The organism is Paracoccus hibiscisoli (genome assembly GCF_005048265.1).
Lineage (GTDB): Bacteria > Pseudomonadota > Alphaproteobacteria > Rhodobacterales > Rhodobacteraceae > Paracoccus > Paracoccus hibiscisoli.
The window spans coordinates 109,870-136,406 of sequence record NZ_SUNH01000014.1; the positions used below are offsets into that span (position 1 = coordinate 109,870).

Genomic DNA, 26,537 nt, shown 5'->3' on the forward strand with positions numbered 1-26,537 from the left:
GCAAAAGGCCCGCAGCGATGCGGGCCTTTTGTCATGCCGCGTCGGCCGCTGCCTGACGCTTGGTATAGTTCAGGACCGGGGCCAGCCAGCGTTCGGCCTCGTCCAACGTCCAGCCCTTGCGCAAGGCGTAATCGCGGGCCTGATCCTCCTCGATCTTGGCGACCCCGAAATAATAGCTGTCGGGATGCCCGATATAGAGGCCCGAGACCGACGACCCCGGCCACATCGCCATGCTTTCGGTCAGGGTCACGCCGGTCGCGGCCTCTGCGTCCAGCAGGCTGAACAGCGTCAGCTTTTCGGTATGGTCGGGCTGGGCGGGATAGCCCGGCGCGGGACGGATGCCCTTGTAGGGCTCGGCCGCCAGTTCCTCGGGCGCAAAGGTCTCATCGCGCGCATAACCCCAATAGTCGCGCCGCACGCGCTCGTGCAGCATCTCGGCCATCGCCTCCGCAAAGCGGTCGGCCAGCGCCTTGACCATGATCGCGCCGTAATCGTCGTTGGCCCGTTCATAGCGGGCCGAAATCTCGGCCTCCTCGGGGCCCGCCGTCACCACGAAGCCGCCGACATGATCCGAGATACCCTCAGGAGCCACGAAATCCGACAGCGCCACATTGGGCCGGTCGCCACGCTTGGTGACCTGCTGGCGCAGGGTGTGCAGCATGGCCAGCGTTTCGGCCCGGTCGTCGCCGGTGAACAGACGGATGTCGTCGCCCACCGCGTTGGCGGGCCAGAAGCCCACCACGGCGCGCGGCTTGAACCACTGGCCGTCGATGATGCGGGCCAGCATCTCCTGCGCCTCGGCGAACAGCTGGCGGGCGGCCTCGCCCTGCTTTTCGTCGTCCAGAATGCGGGGATAGACGCCCTTCAGCTCCCAGGTCTGGAAGAACGGCGTCCAGTCGATATAGCGTGCGATTTCCGCCAGATCCCAGTCGTCGATCACCCGCGCGCCGGTAAAGCTGGGCGCGACCGGCGCATAGGCCGACCAATCGATCTTCAGCGCATTGGCCCGCGCCTTGGTCAGCGGCAGGCGAGATTTCGATGCCTCAGAGCGTTCGTGCTTGTCGGCCACCGCGACGTAATCGGCGCGGATCTCGTTGATATAGGCGTCCTGCCTGTCCTTGGAGAGCAGCGCCGAAGCGACACCCACCGCCCGGCTTGCATCGGTCACATACACCGCCTGACCGCGCGTGTACTTGGGCGAGATCTTGACCGCCGTGTGGATCTTGGACGTGGTCGCGCCGCCGATCAGCAGGGGAATGTCCATCCCCTCGCGCTCCATCTCGGAAGCCAAATGCACCATCTCGTCCAGCGACGGGGTGATCAGGCCGGACAGGCCGATGATGTCGACATTCTCGTCGCGGGCTACTGCCAAGATCTTCTGCGCGGGCACCATCACGCCCAGGTCGATCACCTCGAAATTGTTGCAGGCCAGCACGACGCCGACGATGTTCTTGCCGATGTCGTGGACGTCGCCCTTGACGGTCGCCATCAGGATCTTGCCCGCCGTCTCGCGTTCCGTCCCACCGGAGAGGCGCTTTTCCTCCTCCATATAGGGCAGCAGGACGGCCACGGCCTGCTTCATGACGCGGGCGGATTTCACCACTTGCGGCAGGAACATCTTGCCCGCGCCGAACAGGTCGCCCACCACGTTCATCCCGGCCATCAGCGGCCCTTCGATGACATGCAGCGGGCGGTCCGCCTGCTGGCGTGCCTCCTCGGTATCGGCCTCGATATATTCGGTGATGCCGTTGACCAGCGCATGTTCCAGACGCTTGTCCAGCGGCCATTCGCGCCAGGACAGGTCCTTTTCGCGCTTGGCGCCCTGGCCGTCGCCGCGGAACCGCTCGGCGATCTCCAGCAGGCGTTCGGTGCCGTCGGGGCGACGGTTCAGGACGACATCCTCGCAGGCCTCGCGCAGGTCGGGGTCGATCTGGTCATAGACCGCCAGCTGGCCCGCATTGACGATGCCCATGTCCATGCCCGCCTTGATGGCGTGATAGAGGAACACGGCATGCATCGCCTCGCGCACCGGCTCGTTGCCGCGAAAGCTGAAGGACAGGTTCGACACGCCGCCCGACACGTGGGCGTGGGGCAGGTTCTGCCTGATCCAGCGCGTCGCCTCGATGAAATCGACCCCGTAATTGTTATGCTCTTCGATCCCCGTCGCCACGGCGAAGATGTTGGGGTCAAAGATGATGTCCTCGGGCGGGAAACCGACCTCATCGACCAGAATGCGATAGGCGCGTTCGCAGATCTGGATCTTGCGCGCGCAGGTATCGGCCTGACCGTCCTCATCGAAGGCCATGACCACGACCGCCGCACCGTAAGCCAGGCACAGCCGCGCCTGTTCGCGGAACTGCTCCTCGCCCTCCTTCATGGAGATCGAATTCACGACCGGCTTGCCCTGCACGCATTGCAGGCCGGCCTCGATCACCTCCCATTTGCTGCTGTCGATCATGATCGGCACGCGGGCGATGTCGGGCTCGGCGGCCAGCAGGTTCAGGTATTCGACCATCGCGGCCTTTGAATCGATCAGGCCCTCGTCCATGTTGATGTCGATGATCTGGGCGCCGTTTTCCACCTGATCGCGGGCGACCTCCAGCGCGGTGGCATAGTCGCGCTCCTTGACCAGCTTGCGGAAACGCGCGGACCCGGTGACGTTGGTGCGTTCGCCGATATTGACGAAGGGAATGTCGGGGGTCAGCACAAAGGGCTCCAGCCCCGACAGGCGCAGGTAACGATCAGGCATAGGCGGGCACCTTTCTGGGGGCGAACGGGGCCACGGCATCGGCGATGGCGCGGATATGGTCGGGCGTCGTGCCGCAGCAGCCGCCGACCACGTTGACCAGACCGGCACGGGCGAATTCGGCGACCTGGGGGGCGGTGTCGTCGGGGCCTTCGTCATATTGGCCAAAGGCGTTGGGCAGACCCGCATTGGGATAGGCGCAGATCAGCGTGTCGGCCACGCCGGACAGCTCGACCAGATGCGGCCGCATGGCGGAGGCGCCAAGCGCGCAGTTCAGCCCGATGGTCCAGGGGTTCGCGTGGCGGACCGAATGCCAGAACGCCGTCGGCGTCTGCCCCGACAGGGTGCGCCCCGAGGCATCGGTGATGGTGCCAGAGATCATCATCGGCAGGCGTGACCCGTGATCCTCCATCGCCTGAATGCAGGCAAAGATCGCGGCCTTGGCGTTCAGCGTGTCAAAGATCGTCTCGATCAGCAGGATGTCGGCGCCCCCCGCGATCAGACCCTTGGCCTGCTGCAGATAGGCGGCGCGCAGCCCCTCGAAGGTCACGGCGCGGTAGCCGGGGTCGTTCACGTCCGGGCTCATCGATGCGGTGCGGTTCGTCGGGCCGATGGCGCCCGCGACGAAACGGGGCCGCCCGTCCTTGGCGGTCGCGCGGTCCAGCGCCCGGCGCACGACGCGCGCGCCTTCGACGTTCAGATCGTGGACGGCCTCTTCCAGCCCGTAATCATGCTGGGCGATGGTGGTCGCGGAAAACGTGTTCGTCTCGACGATGTCGGCGCCGGCCATCGCATAGCGGTAATGGATCTCCTCGACCGCCTCGGGCTGGGTCAGGATCAGCAGGTCGTTGTTGCCTTGCTGGGGGTGGTCAGTGTGGTGGCGGCAGGCATGGCCCGACCCGTGGCCGGTATAATCATCCTCGCCCAGGCCAAGGGCCTGGATCTGCGTGCCCATCGCGCCGTCCAGGATCAGGATGCGTTCGGATGCGGCCTTGTTCAGGGCCGCGAAGGCGGGAGAGGGGGGCAGCGACATGACAAAGGCCTTTCCGTTGGAATACCTCACATAAGCGTTGCAAGGCCTGTCGGCAAATTCATAGTTTTCGACAAGATCATGAAACTGGCACAAGTCAGACCGGCACCCCGCCATCATCCTTGAGCGTCCTGAGCACGATCTCGGACCGGACCTGCGCCACCTGCGGGTGCGGCAGCAGGTGGCGATGGACGAAATCGGCGAACCCCTCCAGGTCGCGGGTGCGCACGTCCAGCACGTAATCCGCATCGCCCGACACGGAAAACGCCTGCCGGATCGCGGGCTGGGCCGCGACAAAGCGGGCGAAATCCTCCTCGCGGCCCTGACCGTGGCCGCGCAGGTTCACGCGGATCACGGCGCGGAACCCGTGCCCCAGTCGGGCCGCCGACAGTCGCGCGGCATAGCCCTCGATCACGCCCGCAGCCTCCAGCGCGGCCCGGCGGCGCGAGATCTGGCTGGCCGACAGGCCCACCGTCTCGGCCAGTGCGGCATTCGTCAGCGCGCCGTCGCGCTGCAATGCGGCCAGAATGGCGTTGTCGAACCGATCCATGCGTGTCCCGTGCATCACGTGCCACAAAACGGCACATCCCGTGCATTGATCGCCCAGGGACCGGATGCTTTGCAAGCACCATGCGCGGCCACGGACGCATAATGGACGAAACGACAGGAGGATACCGCATGGGCCCGTTCCCGCATGACGCCCCCAAGGCCACGGTCAGCGCCGCGAACCCCGCAGGCACCGACGGCTTTGAATTCGTCGAATACGCCCATCCCGATCCGGCGGTGCTGGACCGCATCTTCCGCCAGATGGGGTTCACGCCCGTCGCGCGCCACAAGACCCGCGACATCATCCTCTATCGTCAGGGCGACATCAACTATCTGCTGAACGCCGAACCGGACAGCCATGCGGCGGGTTTCGTGGCCGAACACGGCCCCTGCGCGCCGGCGATGGCCTGGCGGGTGGTCGACGCGCAGGTTGCGTTGCAGCGCGCGCTGGATCTGGGCGCGACCGAATATACCGGCCCCGGCAAGTCGATCGAGGCGCCCGCCGTGCTGGGCATCGGCGGCTCGCTGCTCTATTTCATCGACCGCTATGGCGATGCGGGCAGCGCCTATGACGCCGATTACGACTGGCTGGCCGAGGCCGACCCGCGCCCCGAGGGGTTCGGATTCTTCTATCTGGACCACCTGACCCATAACGTCATCCGCGGCAACATGGACACCTGGTACAAGTTCTACCACGACACGTTCAATTTCCGCGAGATCCGGTTCTTCGACATCAAGGGCAAGCAGACCGGGCTGGTCAGCCGCGCCCTGACATCGCCCTGCGGCAAGATCCGCATCCCGATCAACGAAAGCACCGATGATCACAGCCAGATCGAGGAATATCTGCGCGAATACAAGGGCGAGGGCATCCAGCACATCGCCATCGCCACGAATGACATCTATGCGGGCACCGACCGGATCGCCGAGGCCGGGATGCAGTTCATGCCCGGCCCTCCCGACACCTATTACGAGATGTCGCACCGCCGCGTGAAGGATCACGACGAGCCGCTGGACCGCATGAAGGCCCGCGGCATCCTGATCGACGGCGAAGGCGTCGTCGGCGGCGGAGAGACCCGCATCCTGCTGCAGATCTTTTCGAAAACGGTGATCGGCCCGATCTTCTTCGAGTTCATCCAGCGCAAGGGCGATGACGGTTTCGGAGAGGGCAATTTCCGCGCCCTGTTCGAATCCATCGAGGAGGATCAGATCCGGCGCGGCGTCCTCGACGCCACCCCGGCCCAATAGGCACGCCCATCACCATGGCCTGGACCGATTACGGCAGCGCCCCCGCGCCGGGCACGCGCATCTGCCCCGCCAGCGCGGTCACCGGGGTGCACCCGATGACCGTCCGCACGGATCGCGGCGATTTTCCCGTGATCGTGCTGCGCGACGGCGATGCCGTCCGCGCCTTTGTGAACGCCTGCCCGCATCAGTATCTGCCGCTGGATTATCGGGGGTCTACCCTGCTGTCGGCGGACGGCGCGCGCCTGCTCTGCACCGCTCACGGCGCCAGCTTTGATAAGACCACGGGCGCGGCGCTGGCAGGCGCCGATTGCGGGCTGGACCCGGTCCCCGTCACGCAGAACGGCGACCACATCGTGATCGCCGCCTGATCTCTTCTTCATGAAAATATCCCGCGGGGGTCCGGGGGCGCGAAGCCCCCGGTTCCGACGGTCGAGATCAGAACCCGGCTTTGATCCGCTCGAACTCGGCCAGCTGTCGCTGACGCAGAGCCGGGTCGTTGGGGGTCTGGGCCAGGACCGGCGCGTCGATATCGGCCAGCCCCTCGGCCACGGCGGGCTCATCGGCGATGGTCGCCATCGCCTCGGCCGAGGTGTGGCCATAGCCGATCGTGTCCAAGAGCGGCTTGGCCGCCGAAGGCTCCAGCCAGGCATTGATGAAGTCATAGGCCTTGTCTTCGCTGCCGGGCGCGTCCTTGACGTTCACATAGCCGCAGAAGAAGGTCGACGACCCCTCCACCGGCTCTCGTTGAAAGCCCACGGGATAGTCGTCGGCCTGCAGATAGACCACGCCGTCATTCCACGACCAGGCGATGTCGACCGCCCCCGATGCCATCAGCTGGGCCTGCTCGGACGGGTCGGACCAATAGGCCATGACGTTCTGATGCGCCTGGCGCAGCCAGTCGGCGGCGGCCTGGAACTGGTCGTCACTGACGTCGTCCCAATCGGTCACGCCGGTCGCCAGATAGGCCAGCGCCCAGACATCGTCCGAACTGTCGGGCAGCGAGGTGCGGCCCTGGTATTTCGCATCGGTGAAGACCTGCAGGCTGGCCACGTCCTCGGCCGGGACCGTCTCGGTGTTGTAGGCGATGGCGGTCGCGCCCCAGTCGGTCGGGATGAACCACACGCCCTCGTCGTCGCGGAACACCTCGCTGTCCAGGAACCGCTCCTCGATCTGCTCGTAATTCGGGATGCGGGTGGTGTCCCAGGGCTCGATCAGGCCCGCGTCGCGATACTTGCCGACCATCTGGCTGCAGGGGTGGATGACGTCGGCGCGGAACCCCGACGCGACCTTCTGGAACGCCTCGTCATCGTCGCCGTAAAAGGCATAGGTCGGGCCGGTGCCGTGCTGGTCGATATAGGCCTGAAAGATCGACGGCTCCTCGAAGCCCGCCCAATCGAAGACGGTGAATTCCGGGTCGGCCGCATAGGCCGGAAGGGCCGCGGCGGCCAGGATGGTCGTGGTCAGCAAGCGCATGAAATCAGGCCTCTCGGTTGGTCGATTTTGTGCAACGCTAAGGGGCTGGAACAGGGCGCGCAAGGGCTTCGCGCGCCCGTGATGGGCGGATGCCTAACGCATCCGCAGCGCGCCATCGATGCGGATCGTCTCGCCGTTCAGATAGTCGTTCTGGACGATGAAGGCGACCATCCGCGCATATTCGTCCGGATCGCCCAACCGCTTGGGATAGGTCACCTCGGCCGCCAGGCTGTCCTGGACCTCGGCCGGCAGACCGTTCAGCATCGGCGTGCCGAAGATGCCCGGCGCAACGCTGCAGACGCGGATGCCCTGACCGGCCAGATCGCGCGCCAGGGGCAGCGTCATCCCGGCGATGCCCGCCTTGGAGGCCGCATAGGCCGCCTGGCCCTTCTGCCCGTCAAAGGCCGCGATGGAGGCCGTGTTGACGATCACCCCGTTCTGCGCGCGCCCGTTTTTGGCCATGCGCTCGGCCGCCAGGCGCAGCACGTTGAAGCTGCCGATCAGGTTGACCTCGATGGTGCGGCGGAAACTGTCCAACCGGTGCGGGCCGTCGCGGCCCAGGGTCTTTTCGCCCACCACCACGCCCGCGCAGTTCACGCAGACATCGATGCCGCCCATCACGCCCATCGCATGATCCAGCGCGGCCGTCACGCTGGCCTCATCCGTCACGTCGGTCACCGCATAGCCCGCGCCGATGGCCTGGGCCGCCTCGGCCCCGTCCGGATCGCGGTCCAGCACGACGACCTGCGCGCCTTGGGCGCGGAAATAGGCGGCGGTGGCGGCCCCCAGGCCCGATGCGCCCCCGGTCACGACGGCGCGGCAATTCGACAGATCCATGATCCCCTCCCAAGGATATCCTCGACGGGGGTTCTGGCACGGTCGCGCGCCCGCGCCAAGATCAGTTGGGCCAAGATCAGTCGCGCAAAAGCTCGGGTCCGCCCGCAATCAGCGGGTCGCGGGTGCCGACGGCGTCCATGTCCTTGCCCGCGTAATCGACCGCCGACAGGATGGTCTGGATCGCGGCGATCCGCGCGCGCCGCTTGTCGTCCGAGCGGATGACCGTCCAGGGCACCAGCGGCGAATGCGACCGCTCCATCGTGTCGCGGATGGCCAGGGTATAATCGTCCCACCGGGCCAGCCCGTCCACGTCGATGCCACTCAGCTTCCACTGTTTCAGGGGGTCCTGCTCGCGGTCCAGAAAGCGGCGCAGCTGTTCGGCGCGGCCCACGTTCAGCCACAGCTTGACCAGGATGATCCCGTCATCGACCAGCGTCTGCTCAAAGCTGGGCAGCTGTCGAAAGAACGCCGCCCGCTGCACGTCGGTGGAAAAGCCGAAGACGCGTTCCACCACGCCGCGATTGTACCAGCTGCGGTCGAACAGCGCGATCTCTCCGGCGGCGGGCAGCCAGTCGACATAGCGCTGGAAATACCACTGCCCGGCCTCGCGTTCGTTGGGCTTGGGCAGGGCCACGATGCTGGCCGAACGCGGGTTCAGGTTCTCGCGCACGCGTTCGATGGTGCCGCCCTTGCCGGCGGCGTCGCGCCCCTCGAAGACGACGACCAGGCGCTTCCCCGTGTCGATCACGTCATGCATCATGCGCACCAGCTGCAACTGCAGCAGGGCCAGATGCGCCTCGTAATCAGCCTTGGGCATTTCCGCGTCATAGGGGAAATCGGGGTCCAGGATGTCCTTGGACCCGGCCTTGGACAGGGCCTTGCGGATGGGGGCGGGGGCGCCGGTCTTCAGATAGTCGCTGATCTTGCCGACCAGCGGCAGGTCCGGCAGCGTGGCGCCCATGGCCTCATCCCTCTCCGATGCGCGACATGTCATACCATGTCGTCTGATAGATCTCGTTGATCCAGTTACCGTAGAGCAGATGCGCATGGCTGCGCCAGCGATTTGCCGGGGCGCGGGCGGGATCGTCATCGGGATAGTAATTCGCGGGCAGGGTAACGGGTTTGCCCGCGGTCACGTCGCGGTCGTATTCTTCCTTCAGCGTGGTGCTGTCATATTCGAAATGGTTGAAGACATACAGCGCGCGGTGCCCCGGATCGGCCAGAAGGCAGGGCCCGACCTCGGGACTGGCCAGCAGCGTGGTCAGGGCCGGGCGGGCATCGACATCGTCCTGGCGCACCTCGGTCCAGCGGCTGACGGGGACCAGAACTTCGTCCGAGAAGCCGCGCAGATAGGGTGAGGCATGCGCCAGGTTCTGGTGGCGGAAACAGCCAAAGGCCTTGTCGGGCAGGATGTGCTTGGGCAGGCCGTGGAAATGCCAGGCCATCGCCATGCCGCCCCAGCAGACGCCGAAGGTCGAATGGACATGGGTCTGCGTCCAGGCAAAGACGCGGGTCAGCTCGTCCCAATAGGTGACCTGATCGAACGGCAGATGCTCGATCGGGGCGCCGGTGATGACCAGGCCGTCGAACTTCTCTCCGCTGGCCTCGACCTCGCGGAAGGGGCGGTAAAAGCTCTCAAGGTGGTCGGCGGCGGTATTGCGGCTTTCGTGGTCCGACATGCGGATCAGCTGAAAGTCGATCTGCAGGGGGGTGGCGCCGATCAGCCGGGCGAACTGGTTCTCCGTCTGGATCTTCTTGGGCATCAGGTTCAAGAGCGCGATGCGCAGAGGGCGGATGTCCTGGGTCGCGGCGCGGCCCGGCGACATCACCATGACGCCTTCGTCGGACAGGATGCGATAGGCGGGCAGGCTTTCGTTCAGGGTGATGGGCATGTCAGATGTCCTTGCGCGCGATGGCGGTCGCGATCAGGTCGGTGAAATCGGCGGGGGTGCGGATCTGCGCCACCTCCTCGGCCAGGATGGTGACGCCGCGCCGGGCCATCGCCTCATAGCGCGGCTGGCGATGGGCCAGGGCGCGGGCATAGGTCCAGCGGATGAAGTCGTCGGGGTTCACCTGTTCGGCCTCCAGCCCCTTTTCGACCCGGTAGGCGATCCAGGCGCGTTCCAGGAATTGCGGCTGGTAATACATCGGCTTGGGCGCGCGATCAAAGCGGCGGACCAGTTCGGCGGTGTGATCGTCGCTGCCCTTGATCCAGACCATCAGGAGGTCACGCTCCAGCGCCTCCAGGACGGGGTCGTCGGGGTTGTCCGGGTCCACCACCTCGCAGATCGAGCCGCCGCTGTCGCAGACGAAATGGGGCAGGGCATAGATCTCGCGGGCGCGGTCCATGAAATGGCGCGTGTCCAGCAGGGATGCGATCTCGGCCCGGCGGTGCTGGTTCTGGCGGCGGCAGTAGTCGTCGAAGGGCAGGCCCCCGCGCGAGGGGCTGCCGGGCTTGCCCAGATAGGTCGAGAGCGGCGCCAGATTGTCGAAGGTGATGTTCGAGGCGATGTAGACGCTGTCCGACATCAGCAATTCGCGCAGGAAGGGGACCTTCATTGCCTCGCGCTTGAAATTGTCGGCGATGTATTCGCCCATATAGCGGGTGCCGATGCGGTAATCGACGCTGTAATGGAACCAGTCGCCGGTCTCTCGCAGCATAGTGGCCAGATAGGTCTTGCCCAGGCCCGACATGCCGAACAGCACGATCCGCCGGGCTGCGGTGGCCCGCCAGTCATCCGCATTGCGATAGATCATCCGTCGTCCTTCCGTGGCCCGCCTTCTAGCTAATCGCATGACGCGGCCAAGAAAAGACCCGCCTCGGCACTCCCGACCGCCCGGTCGCCCCAGTTTGCGTCCCGCGGCGGCCGGGGGGCCAGCCCCCCGGACCCCCCGGCGGCCCGCTGACCGCCTGCGGTTCGCGCCCCTGCAGGGGGCCCGGGGGGAGCAAACTCCCCCGGCCACCGCCCCCGGCAAGGATGCCCCGACCCGAAACGAAGACCGGCCCCACCGAGAGGGCAGGGCCGGGTTCAGGCGCAATGCTGTGTCAGATCAGAAGCTGTAGCCGATGCGGACGCCGATCCCCAGGATGTCGCTATCCTCCATCTGCGCACGCGCCGCGCCGCCCGTCTGGGGCCGGGCATCGCCCAACTTGGAATAGTTGATGCCGGTCGTGATCTTCATGTTGTCCATGGTGTAGACCGCCGCCAGCGTCACGCCCACCCGCCCGTTCGTCGGGGCCAGGGGCGAGACCAGATCGTCGTTCTCGGGCTCATAGACCAGAGCGGCCGAGCCGGACCAGGTCTCGTTGAACTTGCGCCCGACGCCGATCGTGTAGGTCGTCGTATCCTCCAGAGACACCAGGCCGTTCCCGCCGTTCAGCGCGGTGAAGACCGCCGGGTCGACCTTGAACTCCGACCAGTTGACCCACCGGATCGAGCCGAAGACCAGCGTGTCCGCGGCCACGCCGCTCTGCGCCTCCAGGGTGACGGATTCGGGCGTGTCGACGGTGGTGGTCGAGCGGCCGATGACGGCGCCGTTCAGACGCTCGACCGTGTCGAATTCATGCTCGACCTTGGAGTTGTAGGTCAGCGACACGCGCCCCGCGATGGCCGGCAGCTCATAGGCGGCGCCGACCACGAAGCCCAAGCCGATATCCTTGTCCAGCTGCACATTATAGCCGCTCAGCCCGCCATAGCCGAAACCGTTCAGCGACACCTCGGCATCGGCCTGCGATCCGCGCAGACCGCCATGGACCGACACGTTATTCGGCATCTTGTAGCGCATCAGCGCCGTGAAGGTGGTCGAGTCGACCCTGGCCATGGTGCCGCCCAGAAGCGACGAGCCGCCCTCTCCGGTGGCGGGGTTGAAGCTTTGATAGGACACGTCTGCACCAAAGGGCTGCTCGACAATCAGGGCCGCGGACAGCGCCTCGTTGAACTGATGCTTGTAGCCCAGGCCCAGAAAGCCATAGCCGTTGGCCACGTCACCCGTGCCGCGCGGCGCCAGGCCGGCGGGCGGCACGACGGTTGCCGGCAGGCCGGTATCGGTGCCCGACACGGTCGGATCGGCCGCGCCAAAGCTGAGTTCGGCATAATTTCCCTGTTCAAACAGGATGTTGAGCGATTGGGGTGCGCGTTCGATGCCCCCGGCCAGCAGCGGCGCGGTTCCCGCCAGCAATGCAGCCATGCCCGTGAATGCAAGTTTCATGTCTTCCTCCCTGCGGTCGGGCGAACCGCCCCCCGATCTCACCCTATCGCAAGACTGTTACCGATCAATTGCCGATGCAGGCTGACGTGACGTCCGCGTCACTTGCGACAGTTTGTCCGTGTCGTCCCTGCAACGCCTGCCTGCGGGCTGGACAAACCGCGCCGCGCGTGAAAGGGGAAACTGCCAAACGGAATTGCCGCAAGGATACCCCCATGCAGATTCGTGAGGCCCTCACATTCGACGACGTTCTTCTGGTTCCGGCGGCATCGACGGTGCTGCCATCGACCGCGGACGTGACCACCTGGGTCACCCGCTCGATCCGGATGAACATTCCGCTGCTGTCCTCGGCCATGGACACGGTCACCGAAAGCCGCATGGCCATCGCCATGGCGCAGGCGGGCGGCATGGGCGTGATCCATCGCAACCTGACCACCGACCAGCAGGCCGACGAGGTCCGCCGCGTCAAGCGGTTCGAGAGCGGCATCGTCTATAACCCGATCACGCTGACGCCCGACCAGACCCTGGCCGATGCCAAGGCGTTCCAGGACCGCTACAACGTCACCGGTTTTCCGGTGGTCGATGCCCAGGGGCGGGTGCTGGGCATCGTGACGAACCGCGACATGCGTTTTGCCGATGACATGCGCACCCCGGTCCGCGCCATGATGTCCTCCGAGAACCTGGCCATCCTGCGCGAGCCTGCAGACCGGGCCGAGGCGATCAGCCTGATGAAGGCGCGCCGCATCGAGAAGCTGCTGGTGACCGACGCCTCGGGCAAATTGACCGGCCTGCTGACGCTGAAGGACACCGAAAAGGCCGTGCTGAACCCGCTGGCCTGCAAGGATGACATGGGCCGCCTGCGCGTGGCCGCAGCCTCGACCGTGGGCGACGAGGGTTATGAGCGCAGCTGCGCGCTGATCGAGGCGGGCGTGGACATGGTGGTCATCGACACCGCCCACGGCCACTCCGCAGGCGTCGCGCGCGCCGTCGAACGGGTCAAGGCGTTCCGCGAGGGCGTTCAGGTCGTGGCCGGCAACGTCGCCACCGCCGAGGCCACGCGCGCCCTGATCGGCGCGGGTGCTGATGCGGTCAAGGTGGGCATCGGGCCGGGCTCGATCTGCACTACGCGGATCGTGGCGGGCGTGGGCGTGCCGCAGCTGACCGCGATCATGGACGCGGTGTCGGGCGCGGGCGACGTGCCGATCATCGCCGATGGCGGCATCAAGTTCAGCGGCGATTTCGCCAAGGCCATCGCCGCGGGTGCCAGCTGCGCCATGGTCGGCAGCGCCATTGCGGGCACCGACGAAAGCCCCGGAGAGGTGATCCTGTATCAGGGCCGCAGCTTCAAGTCCTATCGCGGGATGGGGTCCCTGGGCGCGATGGCGCGCGGATCGGCCGACCGCTATTTCCAGAAGGACGCGGCCAGCGACAAGCTGGTCCCCGAAGGGATCGAGGGGCAGGTGCCTTACAAGGGCACCGCCAACGCCGTCGTCCACCAGCTGGTTGGCGGCCTGCGCGCCGCGATGGGCTATACCGGCTGCGCCACCGTCGCCGAGATGCGCAGCAACTGCGAATTCGTCCGCATCACCGGGGCGGGGCTGAAGGAAAGCCACGTCCATGACGTGCAGATCACCCGCGAAAGCCCGAACTACCGCCTGGGCTGAGGCCGGGCGCATCAAAAAAGGCGGCCCTCGCGGGGGCCGCCTTTTTCATGGGCAGGGGGCGGGGGCGCATGGCCCCCACCGCAGGTTCAGGCCGCGATGTCGAAGCGGTCGGCGTTCATCACCTTGACCCAGGCCGCGACGAAATCACGGACGAACTTGTCCGCGTTGTCGTCCTGGGCATAGACCTCGGCATAGCTGCGCAGGATCGAGTTCGACCCGAAGGTCACGTCCACGCGCGATGCCTGCCACTTGACCGCGTCGGTCTTGCGGTCGCGGATCTCATAGATCTCGGCATCGCCTTCGGCCTTGGTCCAGCGGTTGGCCATATCCGTCAGGTTGACGAAGAAATCGGCCGTCAGCGCGCCTTCGCGATCGGTCAGCACACCCAGCTTGGACCCGCCATGATTGGCGCCGATCACCCGCAGCCCGCCCAACAGGACGGTCATCTCGGCCGCGGTCAGGCCCAGCAGCTGCGCGCGATCCAGCAGCAGCTCCTCGGCGTTGACGGCGAAATCGGCCTTCAGCCAGTTGCGGAAACCGTCATGTACCGGCTCCAGCGCGTCGAAGGATTCCGCGTCTGTCTGCTCCTCGGTCGCGTCGCCGCGGCCTGGGGCAAAGGGCACCGTGACGCTGTGACCTGCGGCCTGCGCCGCCTTCTCGATGCCGACATTGCCTGCGAGAACGATGACGTCGGCCAAGGGCACGCCGGCCTCAATCGCGATGGGCTGCAGCACGGACAGGACGCGGGCCAGACGCTCGGGCTCGTTCCCGGCCCAGTCCTTCTGCGGCGCCAGGCGAATGCGGGCGCCGTTGGCACCACCGCGCAGGTCAGACCCGCGGAAGGTCCGCGCGCTGTCCCACGCCGTCGCCACCATCTCGGCCACGGTCAGGTCGGTCGCACTGATCCGCGCCTTGAGGCCGTCGACGTCATAGTCGGTGCGGCCGGCGGGCACCGGGTCCTGCCAGATCAGGTCCTCGGACGGCACGTCGGGTCCGACATAGCGCGCCTTGGGGCCCATGTCGCGGTGGGTCAGCTTGAACCAGGCACGCGCGAAGGCGTCGTCAAAGCTGGCCGGATCGGCCATGAACTTTTCGCAGATGGCGCGATAGACGGGGTCCACCTTCATCGCCATGTCCGCATCGGTCATGATCGGCGTGGTCTTGATCGAGGGGACCTCGACATCGGCAGGCATGTCCTCGGGGGCGATGCTGACCGGCTCCCACTGCCAGGCACCGGCGGGCGACTTGCGCAGCTCCCACTCGTGGCCGAACAGCATGTCGAAATAGCCCATGTCCCACTTGGTCGGGTTCGAGGTCCAGGCGCCCTCGATGCCGCTGACCATCTGGTCGCGGCCGATGCCGCGGCGGCCCTTGGCGTTCCAGCCCAGGCCCTGCTCGTCCAGGCCCGCGCCCTCGGGCTCGGCGCCCATGTCCTCGGCGCGGCCGTTGCCGTGGCTCTTGCCGATGGTGTGGCCTCCGGCGGTCAGGGCGACGGTCTCCTCGTCGTTCATGGCCATCCGGGCAAAGGTCTCGCGGATCTGCGCGGCGGTCGCCATCGGGTCGGGCTGGCCGTTCACGCCTTCGGGGTTCACATAAATCAGACCCATCTGCACCGCGGCCAGCGGGTTCTCCATCGTGTCGGGCTTGGACACGTCGGCATAGCGATGCTCGGAGCCCGCCAGGAACTCCTTTTCGGCGCCCCAATAGATGTCCTTCTCGGGGTGCCAGATGTCCTCGCGGCCAAAGGCAAAGCCAAAGGTCTTCAGACCTGCCTGCTCATAGGCGATGGTGCCGGCCAGCACGATCAGGTCGGCCCAGCTGATCTTGTTGCCGTATTTCTTCTTGATCGGCCACAGCAGGCGGCGGCCCTTGTCGGTGTTGTTGTTGTCGGGCCAGCTGTTCAGCGGCGCGAACCGCTGGTTGCCGGTGCCCGCACCGCCGCGCCCGTCGCCAAGACGATAGGACCCGGCCGCGTGCCAGGTGACGCGCGCGAACATGCCGACATAGCTGCCCCAGTCGGCGGGCCACCACTCCTGGCTGTCGGTCATCAGGGCGCGCAGGTCGGCCTTGAGCGCCTCGACGTCCAGCGACTTCAGCGCCTCGCGGTAGTTGAAATCGGGGCCAAGCGGGTTCGTCTTGCGGTCATGCTGGTGCAGGATGTCGAAGTTCAGCGCACTGGGCCACCAATCCGTGTTCGAGGCCGCGGTCGAGGTGTGGCTGCCATGCATCACGGGGCATTTGCCGGTGCTGTTGACCTGATTGCCGTCCATCTTGATCTCCATCTTGCTTGCGTCCGGGGAAGGCCCCTCGGAGCGGGCGATTCGTCATGGCGCGACCCTAACGCCTTTTCCCCATAAGATGAACTTTGATTGTCTGATGGGATGGAACGGAAAAGCTTATGACACTGCGCGTCGCCGGGTTTGCCCTGCGGGGCCCCGGCGTGCTAGTCCTGAGACCGTCCCTGCCAGTTTGCGAAAGGCTGTCCATGACCCTGACCCCCTCCTGTCCGCAAGGCGGCGTCGCGTGACCCCCGCGGCGCGCATCGCGGCGGCCATCGGCGTTCTGGACCAGATCCTGGCCGGCGCCCCGGCGGAACAGGCGCTGCTGCGCTGGTCGCGGGCCAGCCGGTTCGCGGGGTCGGGCGACCGGGCGGCGCTGCGCGATCTGGTGTTCGGGGCGCTGCGGCGACGCGACAGCCTGGCCGCTCTGGGCGGGGGCTTGAGCGGTCGTGGCCTGATGGTCGGCCATGCGCATCAGGCGGGCCTCCCGCTGGACGCGATCTTTACCGGAGAGGGGCACGCCCCCGCGCCCCTGACCCCGCAGGAGGCCGCGCCCCAGGCCGCCGATCCGCTGCCCGACGATCTGCCCGACTGGCTGCGCCCCGACTGGCATCGCGCCCTTGGCGCCCAGGCCGACGCGGTGGCGCAGGCCATGACCGACCGCGCGCCCGTCTGGCTGCGCGTCAATCTGGCGCAGCACGATCCCGCCGCCGTGGCCGAGGCGCTGGCCGCCGAAGGCATCGCGACCCAGCCCGCGCCGGACCTGCCCTCGGCCCTGCGGGTGGTGTCGGGGGACCGGCTGGTCGCGCGGTCGGCCTGCTATCGCGACGGTCTGGTCGAGTTGCAGGACCTGTCGCCGCAGCGCGCCTGCGCCCGCCTGCCGCTGGCGCCGGGGATGCGGGTGCTGGATTACTGCGCGGGCGGGGGCGGAAAGGCGCTGGCCCTGGCTGCGCGCCAGCCCGACATGAAGGTCGCGGCCCATGACGTGACCCCCGCGCGCATGGCCGATCTGCCTGCGCGGGCCGGACGGGCGGGGCTGTCCATCGCGCTGCAGACGCGCCCGCGCGGTCCCTATGACCTGGTGGTGGCGGATGTGCCCTGTTCCGGCTCGGGCACCTGGCGGCGCACGCCCGATGCGAAATGGCGCCTGACGCGGGCGCGGCTGGATGATCTGGTGGCCGTGCAGGGCCGCATCCTGGAACAGGCAGCAGTGCTGGTCGCGCCCGGGGGCAGCCTGGCCTACATGACCTGCTCGCTGCTGGAGGCAGAGAACGGCGCGCAGATCGACGGTTTTCTGGCCGCCAATCCCGGGTTCCGGGAGGGGGACCGCCAGACATGGACGCCTCTGGACGGGGGCGACGGGTTTTTCATAGCCCGGCTGGTGCGGAGTTAACCCAAATTTAAGCAATCCTGCGCTAGTTTCAGGGGGATCGGACGCAAGGGGACGACTCGCATGGCGCATCTGGACGAACAGGCGGGGCTTCCGCGCGGCGCGATGGCGGCATTGCCGCTGCTGCTGGCACCGATGGTGGTCGGTGCGGCGATCCTGGTCGTTCATCCGGGCGCCGCGACGGGGCTGGGGGCTCTTCTGGCCTCGACCGTGGCGGTTGCGTGGTATCTGATGGGTGGCGCAGTGGCTTTGGGTCACCTGACGCGGGGCATGGCCGCGCGCCGCGCCCTGCGCGCCATCCGCGGAGAGGTCGCTGCAGCCTCGGACCCGGTCTGGCTCTGCGATGCGCGCGGTCAGGTCCTGTTCCAGAATGACGCGGCCCAGCAGCAATTCGACGACCTGACCGGCCGCCCGGTCCTGTCGCTCATCGCGCGCCTGCGGGCCGACGCGGAGGGCCAGCTGGCCGAACTGACCGCCCGCGCCATGCGCCACGGCAATGCCGATCTGGAACTGGCCGAGGGGCAGGTGCTGTCCCTGTCCTGCCTTCCCGACGCCCCGCTGCAGATCTGGTCCTGGCATCGGGCCGGGGTGCAGCCCGATGTGTTCGAGGCGGCGCTGGCCCTGGGCGAGGACGCGCCGGCCGATGATTTCGATGCCGTACCGGTGGCCTTGCTGCGCTTGGCGGCGGATGGGCGCATTTGCCGCGCCAATGCCGCCGCGCGCCAGTTGCTGGAGGGGATGCTGGCGGGCGATGATACCGGGCAGAACCTGGCCGAACTGCTGGAGGGGCCGGGCCGGCCCCTGGCCGCCTGGCTTGCCGACCTCAGCGCCGGACGCGCCACAAACGGAACCGAGATGCTGCGCCTGCGCCACCGCGACAGCCGCCACGGAGACATGCGGGACCGTCACTACCAGCTGTCGCTTGCGCGCGATCCGTCCGATCCTGGGCGTCTGATCGCCGTGCTGACCGATGCCAGCGCCCTCAAGACGCTGGAGGCGCAATTCGTCCAGAGCCAGAAGATGCAGGCCATTGGCCAGCTGGCCGGGGGCATCGCGCATGATTTCAACAACCTGCTGACCGCGATCAGCGGCCATTGCGACCTGCTGATGCTGAAGCGGGACAAGGGTGACCCCGACTATGCCGACCTGGACCAGATCAGCCAGAACGCCAACCGCGCCGCCGCCTTGGTCGGTCAGCTGCTGGCCTTTTCGCGCAAGCAGACGCTGAAGCTGCAGACGCTTGACCTGCGCGACACGCTAGCCGATCTGACCCATCTGCTGAACCGCCTGGTGGGTGAGCGGGTGGGACTGACCATCACCTACGATCCGGCGCTGCGCGCCATCCGCGCCGACAAGCGGCAATTGGAGCAGGTCATCATGAACCTTGTCGTCAACGCGCGCGACGCCATGCCGTCGGGCGGCGACATCACCGTGCGGACCGAGAGCCTGCACCTGGCCGAGGCCATGACCCGCGACCGCGTGACCCTGCCCAAGGGCGATTACGTCCGCATCCAGGTCCGCGATCAGGGCTGCGGCATCGCCCCCGATCACCTGGGCAAGATCTTCGAGCCGTTCTTCACCACCAAACGCACCGGAGAGGGGACCGGCCTGGGCCTGTCCACCGCCTATGGCATCGTCAAGCAGACCGGCGGCTTCATTTTCTGCGACAGCGTGGTGGATGAGGGGACAACCTTCTCGATCTACTTCCCGGCCCATGCGCATGCCCCTGCGGTGGCTGCCCCGGCACCGCGCACGGCACCCCGTCCCGCGGCATCCCTGCAGACCGGACCGCGCGCGACCGTCCTGCTGGTCGAGGACGAGGCGCCCGTCCGCGCCTTTGCCGCCCGGGCGCTCAAGCTCAAGGGCTATGACGTGCTGGAGGCGGGCTCGGGCGAGGCTGCCTTGGCCGTGCTGCAGGCCCGCCAGGGTCCGATCGACATCTTTGTCACCGATGTTGTGATGCCCGGTCTGGACGGTCCCGCCTGGGTCCGCGAGGGACGAAAGCTGATGCCCGCGGCCAAGGTCATCTTCATGTCGGGCTATACCGAGGATATCTTCGTGGACGGCCAGGTGCCGGTGCCCGACGCCTCGTTCCTGGCCAAGCCGTTCACGCTGACCGAACTGACCCAGATGGTCGAGATGCAACTGGCCCGTCCCGCCGGAGGCGAGCGACTGCATTAGACCGCCCAGTGGTTCCCCGCGTGGCAGCGGAGACATCGGTCGACCGCGCCGTCACGGCTCGCTCCCCGGTGCCAGCCGCTGCAAGGCCCGGGCAAGGGTGGGGGCGTCCGTCCCCAGCTCGGCCACCAACTGCGCCTGGAACCGCTCGGCGATGCCGCTCAGGCGCAGCATCAGGGCCGTTCCCTCGGGGGACAGGCGCAGCACGATCAGGCGCCGGTCGGCGGTGTCGCCCTGTTTCTTGACCAGGCCTGCCTGCTCCAGCCGAGAGGCGGCGCGGCTGACCACGGATTTGTCCAGATGCACCAGCGCATGGATGTCGCGCACGCTGGCCGCGCCCGAATGGTCCAGATGCGCCAGCACGCGCCATTCCGGGATCGTCAGCCCCGCCTCCGCCGCATAAAGGGCCGCAAAGCGCGCGCTGGTCCGGTGGGCCGCGACCGACAGCAGATAGGGCAGGAAGGTGTCGAGGTGAAAGGGCATTCGGGTCTCCTGTCCCCAGCATCGGTGAAAATCGTTGCGCCCGCAACGATCTTGACGTCGTTGCATCTGCAACGATATGCTGGACCCCGAGGAACCGATCCGGGGGAGGCGTGCCGAGATGTCCCAAGACCTGCCGCAGGGCATGATCCGTGCCGCGTCCGCCGGCCCGCATGCGGGCTATATGCCCGGTTTCGGCAATGATTTCGAGACCGAGGCCCTGCCCGATGCGCTGCCTCAGGGCCAGAACAGCCCCCAACGATGCAACTACGGCCTTTATGCCGAGCAGCTGTCCGGCACCGCATTCACCGCGCCGCGCGGCCAGAATGAGCGGACCTGGTGCTATCGCATCCGGCCTTCGGTCCATCATGTCGGGCGTTTCTCCCCCATTGATCTGCCCTATTGGAAGACCGCGCCGAACGTGCTGCCGAACGTGACCAGCCTGGGCCAGTATCGCTGGGACCCGATCCCGGTGCCGGATCAGCCGCTGACCTGGATCACGGGCATGCGCACCATGACCACGGCCGGCGACGTGAACATCCAGGTCGGCATGGCCACCCATGTCTATCTGGTCACGCGGTCGATGGAGGACGAGTATTTCTATTCCGCCGACAGCGAATTGCTGGTCGTCCCGCAGGAGGGGCGGCTGCGTTTTTGCACCGAACTGGGCGTGATCGACCTGGAGCCGAAGGAGATCGCGATCCTGCCGCGCGGCCTGGTCTATCGGGTCGAGGTTCTGGACGGCCCCGCGCGCGGCTTTGTCTGCGAGAATTACGGCCAGAAGTTCGACCTGCCCGATCGCGGTCCAATCGGCGCCAATTGCCTGGCCAATCCGCGCGATTTCAAGTGCCCCGTCGCCGCCTTCGAGGACCGCGAGGTGCCAAGCCGCGTCGTCATCAAGTGGTGCGGCCAGTTCCACGAGACCCATATCGGCCACAGCCCGCTGGATGTCGTCGCCTGGCACGGCAATTACTGCGCCTATAAATACGACCTGCGCACCTATTCCCCGGTCGGCGCGATCCTGTTCGACCATCCCGACCCGTCGATCTTTACCGTTCTGACCGCCGCGTCGGGGCAGGAGGGGACGGCCAATATTGATTTCGTCCTGTTCCGCGAGCGGTGGATGGTGGCCGAGCACAGCTTTCGCCCGCCCTGGTATCACAAGAACATCATGTCCGAGCTGATGGGCAACATCTATGGCGTCTATGACGCCAAGCCGCAGGGCTTCGCGCCGGGCGGCATCAGCCTGCACAACTGCATGCTGCCCCACGGCCCCGACCGCGACGCGTTCGAGCGTGCCAGCACCGCCGATCTGGGGCCCGAAAAGCTGGACCGCACCATGTCCTTCATGTTCGAGACGCGGTTCCCCCAGCACCTGACCGAATTCGCCGCGCGCGAGGCCCCGATGCAGCCCGACTATGCCGATCTGTGGGCGCCGCTGCAGAAGAAGTTCGACGGCACCCCCGGCGTGAAATAGCGCGATGACCCCGCACGCCCCCCGCAGCCAGGTGGCCTCCGCGAACGAACCCGGTTGCGATTTTCCCATCGCGAACCTGCCCTATGGCGTCTTTTCGACCCCCGGCACGGCGCGACGCTGCGGGGTGGCCATCGGGGACCTGATCCTGGATCTGGCCGCATGCGAGGCGCAGGGCCTGATCGACGCGGGCGGCAGTTTCGCGGCCCCCCAGATGAACGATTTCATCGCCCGTGGCCGCGCAGAATGGGACCGCGTCCGGGCGCGGCTGACCGATCTGCTGGGCGTGGACGGTCCGCGTGACCTGCCGCTGGTGGCGATGGATGGCGCGGTCCTGCACCTGCCGCTCCGGGTCAGCGAGTTCACCGATTTCTATGCCTCGCGGCACCATGCCTTCAATGTGGGACTGCTGTTCCGGGGGCCCGATAACGCGCTGCCGCCGCAATGGACGCATATGCCCATCGGCTATAACGGGCGGGCGTCCTCGGTCGTGGTGTCGGGCACCGGGGTCCGGCGTCCCATGGGCCAGGTCGCGGGCGCCCAGGGGCCGGAATGGACCGCCTGCCGCCGCCTGGATCTGGAGCTGGAACTGGGCGCCATCGTCGGCGCCGACAGCACGATGGGCGACCGGATCAGTGTCCCCCAGGCTGAGGAGATGATCTTTGGCTATGTCCTGCTGAACGACTGGTCGGCGCGCGACATCCAGGCCTGGGAGTATCAGCCCCTGGGCCCGTTCCAGTCCAAGGCGCTGGCCACGACGATCAGCCCCTGGATCGTGACGCAGGCCGCGCTGGAGCCGTTCCGCCGGGCCGGGGCGCCGCGCGACACCGATCTGCTGCCCTATTTGCACGAGGATCGGCCCGGCTTTTATGACCTGACCCTGGGCTGGAGCCTGAACGGGCAGGAGATGGCGCGCACGAACTACACCCAGATGTACTGGTCCAGCGCGCAGCAGCTGGCCCATCACACGACCTCGGGCTGTCCGATGCGGGTGGGCGATCTGCTGGGGACGGGGACGATCTCTGGCCCCGCGCCGGACCAGACCGGGGCGCTGCTGGAGATGACCCAGGGGGGCCGTGTGCCCGTCCACGTAAACGGTGCGCCCCGCACCTTCCTGGAGGATGGCGATCAGGTCGCGCTGTTCGGCTTTGCCCAGGGCGCGGGATATCGCGTGGGCTTTGGCCCCTGCACGGGGCGCGTGCTGCCGGCGCGGCCGTGATCCGGCGTTAACGGTTCCTTTACCTCGATCGCGCAGGATGGCGGGGCGCGGCCCGACGCGGGGCCAGGACGATCGAGGCGACATGACAGCATATCACGACGGAGCCGACCCGAAGCACGGCGAAGACATGATGGCGGGGTTTTCCGAAGCCGCGCTCAAGGGCCTGGCCGAGCTGGAGGCGCGAAGCCCTCCGCCCGACGTCGTGACCGAGCCCGCCTATGCGCGCCCCTTTCGCGCCACCGACCGGCTGCGCCCCGATGTCGCGGCGGGCGGCGGCCTGATCCGGGACGAGGCGGGGCATGCGCGCCCGCATTACTGGGGCCACCGGGAACGCCTGCGCATGCGGTTCCTGGAGGGCGGCCACGGCCCCATGCCCGACTACGAGCTGCTGGAGCTGCTGCTGTTCAACGCCATCGCCAAGATCGACGTCAAGCCGCTGGCCAAGCGTCTGCTGGCGGCCTTTGGCGATCTGAACGGCGTCATCGCCGCATCCGAGCATCGCATCATGCAGATCGAGGGGGCGGATCGGTGGGTCTATCTGCAGCTGCGGGTGGTCGATGCCTTTGCGCAGCGCATGGCGCAGGCGCGGGTGCTGCAACGCGAGGTGCTGTCCTCGTGGGACGCGCTGATCGCCTATTGCCGCACCTGCATGGCGCATCGCGAGACCGAGCAGTTCCGCGTGCTGTTCCTGGACCGCAAGAACACCATGATCGCCGATGAGGCCCTGGGCACCGGCACGGTGGGCCATGTCCCCGTCTATCCGCGCGAGGTGGCCAAGCGCGCGCTGGAGCTGAACGCCAGCGCGGTCATCCTGGTCCACAACCACCCCTCGGGCGATCCGACCCCCAGCCGCGAGGACATCACCATGACCGCCCGCGTGATCGGCGCCTGCGAGGCCATCGACGTCACCGTCCACGACCATGTGATCATCGGCAAGGATGCCGAGGTCTCGTTCCGCGAGAGCGGGCTGATGTGACATGCTGCCCGATGGCCGGGGCGCGTCCCGACCGGCATGCTCGGCCCATGACCGATGCGCCCCCGACCCGCGTGCTCTATAACGACGCCTGCCCGGTCTGCCGGGCAGAGATCCGGCACTATGCCCGCCATGCCGAACGCGAGGGGCTGCCGATCGCCTTTGACGATCTGGGCTCCGAGGCGCTGGCGGGATGGGGCGTGGATGCCGATGCCGCCGCGCGCCGTCTGCATGTGCTGCACGAGGGCCGCGTGAGTTCGGGCATTCCGGCCTTCCTGGTCCTGTGGGCGCGGATGCCACGCTATCGCTGGCTGGCGCGGGTGATCGGCGCGCCGGTGATCCGGCCGCTGGCGACCGTGGTCTATGACCGGGTGCTGGCTCCGGCGCTTTACCGGCGGCATCTGCGCCGCACGGGGCGCTGAGGGGGCTGCGACGACCTGACGCCAGAAACCGCTTGATCGGCGGGGCCGCAGGCGCGACGCTGAGGGCCTGCGGGTTCCAGGAACAAGGATCGTCCCCATGCAGGCAGGCACCGCCCGAAAAGGCGCCCGGATCGTCGATCGCCCCGAATATGCAAGCAAATTCAGCCCCCTGACCGGGCGCCGTAACACGACCGTGTCCGATGCGGTGGCCGCGATGAAGGCGCGCAACTATGGCTGCATCGTCATCACCGATGCCTCCGACCGGGTCGAGGGGATCGTGACCGAGCGCGACATCATGTTCAAGCTGGTGGCCGAAAGGCGTGACCCCAACCGCGTCACCCTGGCCGAGATCATGACCGCCGACATCCGCATGGCGCGAGAGACCGACAACGTGCTGGACTGGCTGCGCATCATGTCCAACGAACGGTTCCGCCGCCTGCCCGTGGTCGATTCCGAGGGTCGGCTGCAGGCGCTGCTGACCCAGGGCGATTTCGTCAGCTACACTTGGCCCGACCTGCTGTATCAGGCGGGCGGCCTGGCCAAGGCCACGATCCTGGGGCAGCTGCATTATATCCTGACCGGCCTGCTGGCCCTGGGCCTGATCCTGGTGGCGGCGCTGGCGCTGAGCTGAAACATGGCGCCGCGGCCACCAGCGCGACCCTGGTATGCGACCGTCGGCCCCCATTCGTTCGCCGTTCCGCCGTCGCATATCGCACGCCACCAGGAGCCGCCTCGCACGCCTCCTGATCCGGCTCACGGTGGAACTGCATGCGAAAGCGTTCGGAACCGACTAGTCGGCCGTGCTGACGGCGTGGCAGCAAGCGCTGATGTCTCCAGCCTCGGCCGCGCTGACATGGGGTCTCAACCTCAGTCTCCATTTTCAGTCGCTGTCTCTATTGCCTCCGGTCGTATCTCGGCCGCATCCGGCAGGCGGGGGCCTGTTCGGGTCCCGGCGGGATTTGCGGTGGCTTTTGTCACCTCTGGCATTGCGGGGACACTGGCGTCTCTGCCCTCATTGCCGCAGCTGCGGGATGGGGTGCGGCCGCGGATGGGCGACCAAGTGTCGTTCGCCCAGACGCCGCCATTTCCCGACCTCTCTGCGGATGTTCCCTGTTGCTCCGATCTCGACAAATACGACAGACGACGATTGGCTGAACCACGGCCACGTTTAGGACGCTGATCCGCATGCGGCTGTCTCATCAGACGCGCCGTGCGACACGCCTCGGTCTGGCCGAACTTGAGCCGTAGAATATGGTTCGGGCAGTTTTCCCCCGCGCCCGACGCGATTCCGCGCCTCGGGTCACGTGACGAAAAATTCTGTACAATGAATCAGCCACTGGACGATCGAGATCGCCGCTGTCAATGGCATCATGCCTTGCCTACGCACGCCTGTATTCCTGATAGCCGCCTGGCTTGGGTGGGCGATGCTGCCCCTAGCGGGGCTGGTGACCATCGGGACGGGGAGGGACATGCTTTGGACCAACCTGCCCGAACCAGATAAGGCGCCCTGCTGCCCGGGTGAGGCGGGGCCGGCGCATCGGCAGTTGGTTGGCGATTGCCTTCGTACGGCAGAGATCGCTGGACATCCTGATCAAATCACTTCGCGTGCTGATGAGCGATGACCCCAAGGATCCTCGGCACGCTGTCCGATGCGCAGCGCGCGGATAGGGTCACCGGCTGACCTGATGATGCGTCACTCCGCGCGGCGGCGGGCCTGGGCGTGGATTGATGCCGGGCCCCACGGCATCTCTTGGCGCATCGCGTTTGATCAGATTGTAGTGGGGTCGGTCGACCGGTGCGGAAGCAAAAGGTTCGTGGAACTTCATAACCCCTGTCCGTCAAATGATAAGTTGGTTCAAGGTTCGTGCAAACAATTTATGATGAGAACCCTTGTTTGGCTGGCCGAAGTGCAGTTGGGCTGTCTTCGTCCGTGTTTTCCCCCGGAACTACAGTCGCGCGCAGCGTGGTGACATGTCTAGTCCACGCAGTGTAATCCTCCTCAAAGGAGGGGGCTCGTCCTGAGCGATTCCCGGAGGGAACAGGGCCCTGCCAACACGCTTACAGTTGCACACTTTGGAGAAAAAACTGCGACGGTTGAACGGCTCTCATGTGGGGGTTGGCCGCTGCGTGACTGTGGTGTCGTCCTGGGGCAGCCTCGTTCCAACTGGCGGGCGTCAACAATGTCGGCCCATGACAGGGCACGAGGGTTCTCTGCCGCGTTGCGTCCCCGACCTTGGGCATTGGCATGATGGGGGCCTGTTGTCTCCTCAGCCTTGGGTCTTGGCCTGGCAGACAGGAGCGGTCGTTACGGCCCTCTGCGATGGCCCGGATGACGGCCGCTCTCTTGCGCGCGATTGCCGTGATGACCACCCCCT

The 26,537-nt window shown here is 66.9% G+C and carries 21 protein-coding genes; 10 read left to right on the forward strand and 11 right to left on the reverse strand.

The annotated features are described in order from the left end of the window. Positions 1 to 31 precede the first annotated feature (31 nt). The 3 genes from metH to FA740_RS11250 form a co-directional block, all read right to left on the reverse strand. The gene (gene metH / locus FA740_RS11240) at positions 32 to 2,749 is read right to left on the reverse strand and encodes a methionine synthase (protein ID WP_136856866.1); all 2,718 of its coding nucleotides are present in this window, start codon (positions 2,747 to 2,749) and stop codon (positions 32 to 34) included. Then, positions 2,742 to 3,779 (reverse strand): homocysteine S-methyltransferase family protein, encoded by a 1,038-nt coding sequence (locus FA740_RS11245; protein ID WP_136856867.1) that lies wholly within the window; start codon positions 3,777 to 3,779, stop codon positions 2,742 to 2,744. Before FA740_RS11245 ends, metH begins: the two co-directional genes overlap by 8 nt. Positions 3,780 to 3,873: 94 nt before the next feature. Continuing rightward, complete coding sequence (locus tag FA740_RS11250; RefSeq protein ID WP_246053592.1) at positions 3,874 to 4,326, reverse strand: Lrp/AsnC family transcriptional regulator; 453 nt, start codon at positions 4,324 to 4,326, stop codon at positions 3,874 to 3,876. Positions 4,327 to 4,454: 128 nt separating this feature from the next. On the opposite strand from FA740_RS11250, the gene hppD reads away from it, so the two are divergent. Together hppD and FA740_RS11260 are read left to right on the forward strand one after the other, a co-directional pair. Next, complete coding sequence (hppD, locus tag FA740_RS11255; RefSeq protein ID WP_136856869.1) at positions 4,455 to 5,567, forward strand: 4-hydroxyphenylpyruvate dioxygenase; 1,113 nt, start codon at positions 4,455 to 4,457, stop codon at positions 5,565 to 5,567. 14 nt (positions 5,568 to 5,581) lie between these two features. Further along, on the forward strand, positions 5,582 to 5,935 hold the full coding sequence (locus FA740_RS11260; protein WP_136856870.1) for a Rieske (2Fe-2S) protein: 354 nt from the start codon (positions 5,582 to 5,584) through the stop codon (positions 5,933 to 5,935). Positions 5,936 to 6,002: 67 nt separating this feature from the next. On the opposite strand, the gene FA740_RS11265 is transcribed toward FA740_RS11260, so the two are convergent. The 6 genes from FA740_RS11265 to FA740_RS11290 all read right to left on the reverse strand — a co-directional run bounded on the left by FA740_RS11265 (position 6,003) and on the right by FA740_RS11290 (position 12,086). Next, positions 6,003 to 7,040, reverse strand: coding sequence for an extracellular solute-binding protein (locus FA740_RS11265; RefSeq protein ID WP_136856871.1), 1,038 nt, complete (start codon positions 7,038 to 7,040; stop codon positions 6,003 to 6,005). Positions 7,041 to 7,133: 93 nt separating this feature from the next. Further along, on the reverse strand, positions 7,134 to 7,877 hold the full coding sequence (locus FA740_RS11270) for an SDR family oxidoreductase (protein ID WP_136856872.1): 744 nt from the start codon (positions 7,875 to 7,877) through the stop codon (positions 7,134 to 7,136). A gap of 76 nt (positions 7,878 to 7,953) precedes the next feature. After that, complete coding sequence (ppk2, locus tag FA740_RS11275; RefSeq protein WP_169306282.1) at positions 7,954 to 8,838, reverse strand: polyphosphate kinase 2; 885 nt, start codon at positions 8,836 to 8,838, stop codon at positions 7,954 to 7,956. A 4-nt stretch (positions 8,839 to 8,842) separates the two neighbouring features. Further along, on the reverse strand, positions 8,843 to 9,769 hold the full coding sequence (locus FA740_RS11280; RefSeq protein WP_136856874.1) for a homoserine O-succinyltransferase: 927 nt from the start codon (positions 9,767 to 9,769) through the stop codon (positions 8,843 to 8,845). Between the two features lies 1 nt (position 9,770). Beyond that, on the reverse strand, positions 9,771 to 10,634 hold the full coding sequence (locus FA740_RS11285; RefSeq protein WP_136856875.1) for an ATPase: 864 nt from the start codon (positions 10,632 to 10,634) through the stop codon (positions 9,771 to 9,773). A 294-nt stretch (positions 10,635 to 10,928) separates the two neighbouring features. Further along, the gene (locus tag FA740_RS11290; protein ID WP_136856876.1) at positions 10,929 to 12,086 is read right to left on the reverse strand and encodes an OmpP1/FadL family transporter; all 1,158 of its coding nucleotides are present in this window, start codon (positions 12,084 to 12,086) and stop codon (positions 10,929 to 10,931) included. A 212-nt stretch (positions 12,087 to 12,298) separates the two neighbouring features. Here FA740_RS11290 and guaB point away from each other — a divergent pair, with 212 nt between their 5' ends. Then, entirely contained in the window at positions 12,299 to 13,747 is a 1,449-nt protein-coding gene (gene guaB / locus FA740_RS11295) for an IMP dehydrogenase (RefSeq protein ID WP_136856877.1), read from the forward strand. 86 nt (positions 13,748 to 13,833) lie between these two features. On the opposite strand, the gene katG is transcribed toward guaB, so the two are convergent. Continuing rightward, on the reverse strand, positions 13,834 to 16,017 hold the full coding sequence (katG, locus tag FA740_RS11300) for a catalase/peroxidase HPI (protein WP_136856894.1): 2,184 nt from the start codon (positions 16,015 to 16,017) through the stop codon (positions 13,834 to 13,836). A gap of 253 nt (positions 16,018 to 16,270) precedes the next feature. Here katG and FA740_RS11305 point away from each other — a divergent pair, with 253 nt between their 5' ends. Both FA740_RS11305 and FA740_RS11310 read left to right on the forward strand, forming a co-directional pair. Continuing rightward, positions 16,271 to 17,419, forward strand: a complete 1,149-nt coding sequence (locus FA740_RS11305) for an RsmB/NOP family class I SAM-dependent RNA methyltransferase (RefSeq protein WP_136856878.1) — start codon at positions 16,271 to 16,273, stop codon at positions 17,417 to 17,419. 60 nt (positions 17,420 to 17,479) lie between these two features. Then, complete coding sequence (locus FA740_RS11310; protein WP_136856879.1) at positions 17,480 to 19,597, forward strand: hybrid sensor histidine kinase/response regulator; 2,118 nt, start codon at positions 17,480 to 17,482, stop codon at positions 19,595 to 19,597. 51 nt (positions 19,598 to 19,648) lie between these two features. On the opposite strand, the gene FA740_RS11315 is transcribed toward FA740_RS11310, so the two are convergent. Next, positions 19,649 to 20,077: a MarR family winged helix-turn-helix transcriptional regulator gene (locus FA740_RS11315; RefSeq protein WP_136856880.1), complete on the reverse strand. Its 429-nt coding sequence runs from the start codon at positions 20,075 to 20,077 to the stop codon at positions 19,649 to 19,651. A gap of 118 nt (positions 20,078 to 20,195) precedes the next feature. On the opposite strand from FA740_RS11315, the gene hmgA reads away from it, so the two are divergent. The 5 genes from hmgA to FA740_RS11340 all read left to right on the forward strand — a co-directional run bounded on the left by hmgA (position 20,196) and on the right by FA740_RS11340 (position 24,793). Then, a complete protein-coding gene (gene hmgA, locus FA740_RS11320; RefSeq protein ID WP_136856881.1) occupies positions 20,196 to 21,551 on the forward strand; it encodes a homogentisate 1,2-dioxygenase in 1,356 nt (451 codons plus the stop codon). Between the two features lie 4 nt (positions 21,552 to 21,555). Then, the gene (gene fahA / locus FA740_RS11325) at positions 21,556 to 22,767 is read left to right on the forward strand and encodes a fumarylacetoacetase (RefSeq protein ID WP_136856882.1); all 1,212 of its coding nucleotides are present in this window, start codon (positions 21,556 to 21,558) and stop codon (positions 22,765 to 22,767) included. An 82-nt stretch (positions 22,768 to 22,849) separates the two neighbouring features. Beyond that, the gene (gene radC, locus FA740_RS11330; protein ID WP_246053593.1) at positions 22,850 to 23,743 is read left to right on the forward strand and encodes a RadC family protein; all 894 of its coding nucleotides are present in this window, start codon (positions 22,850 to 22,852) and stop codon (positions 23,741 to 23,743) included. Between the two features lie 47 nt (positions 23,744 to 23,790). Next, a complete protein-coding gene (locus tag FA740_RS11335) occupies positions 23,791 to 24,162 on the forward strand; it encodes a thiol-disulfide oxidoreductase DCC family protein (protein WP_136856883.1) in 372 nt (123 codons plus the stop codon). A 97-nt stretch (positions 24,163 to 24,259) separates the two neighbouring features. Further along, positions 24,260 to 24,793, forward strand: a complete 534-nt coding sequence (locus tag FA740_RS11340; protein ID WP_136856884.1) for a CBS domain-containing protein — start codon at positions 24,260 to 24,262, stop codon at positions 24,791 to 24,793. Positions 24,794 to 26,537 lie beyond the last annotated feature (1,744 nt).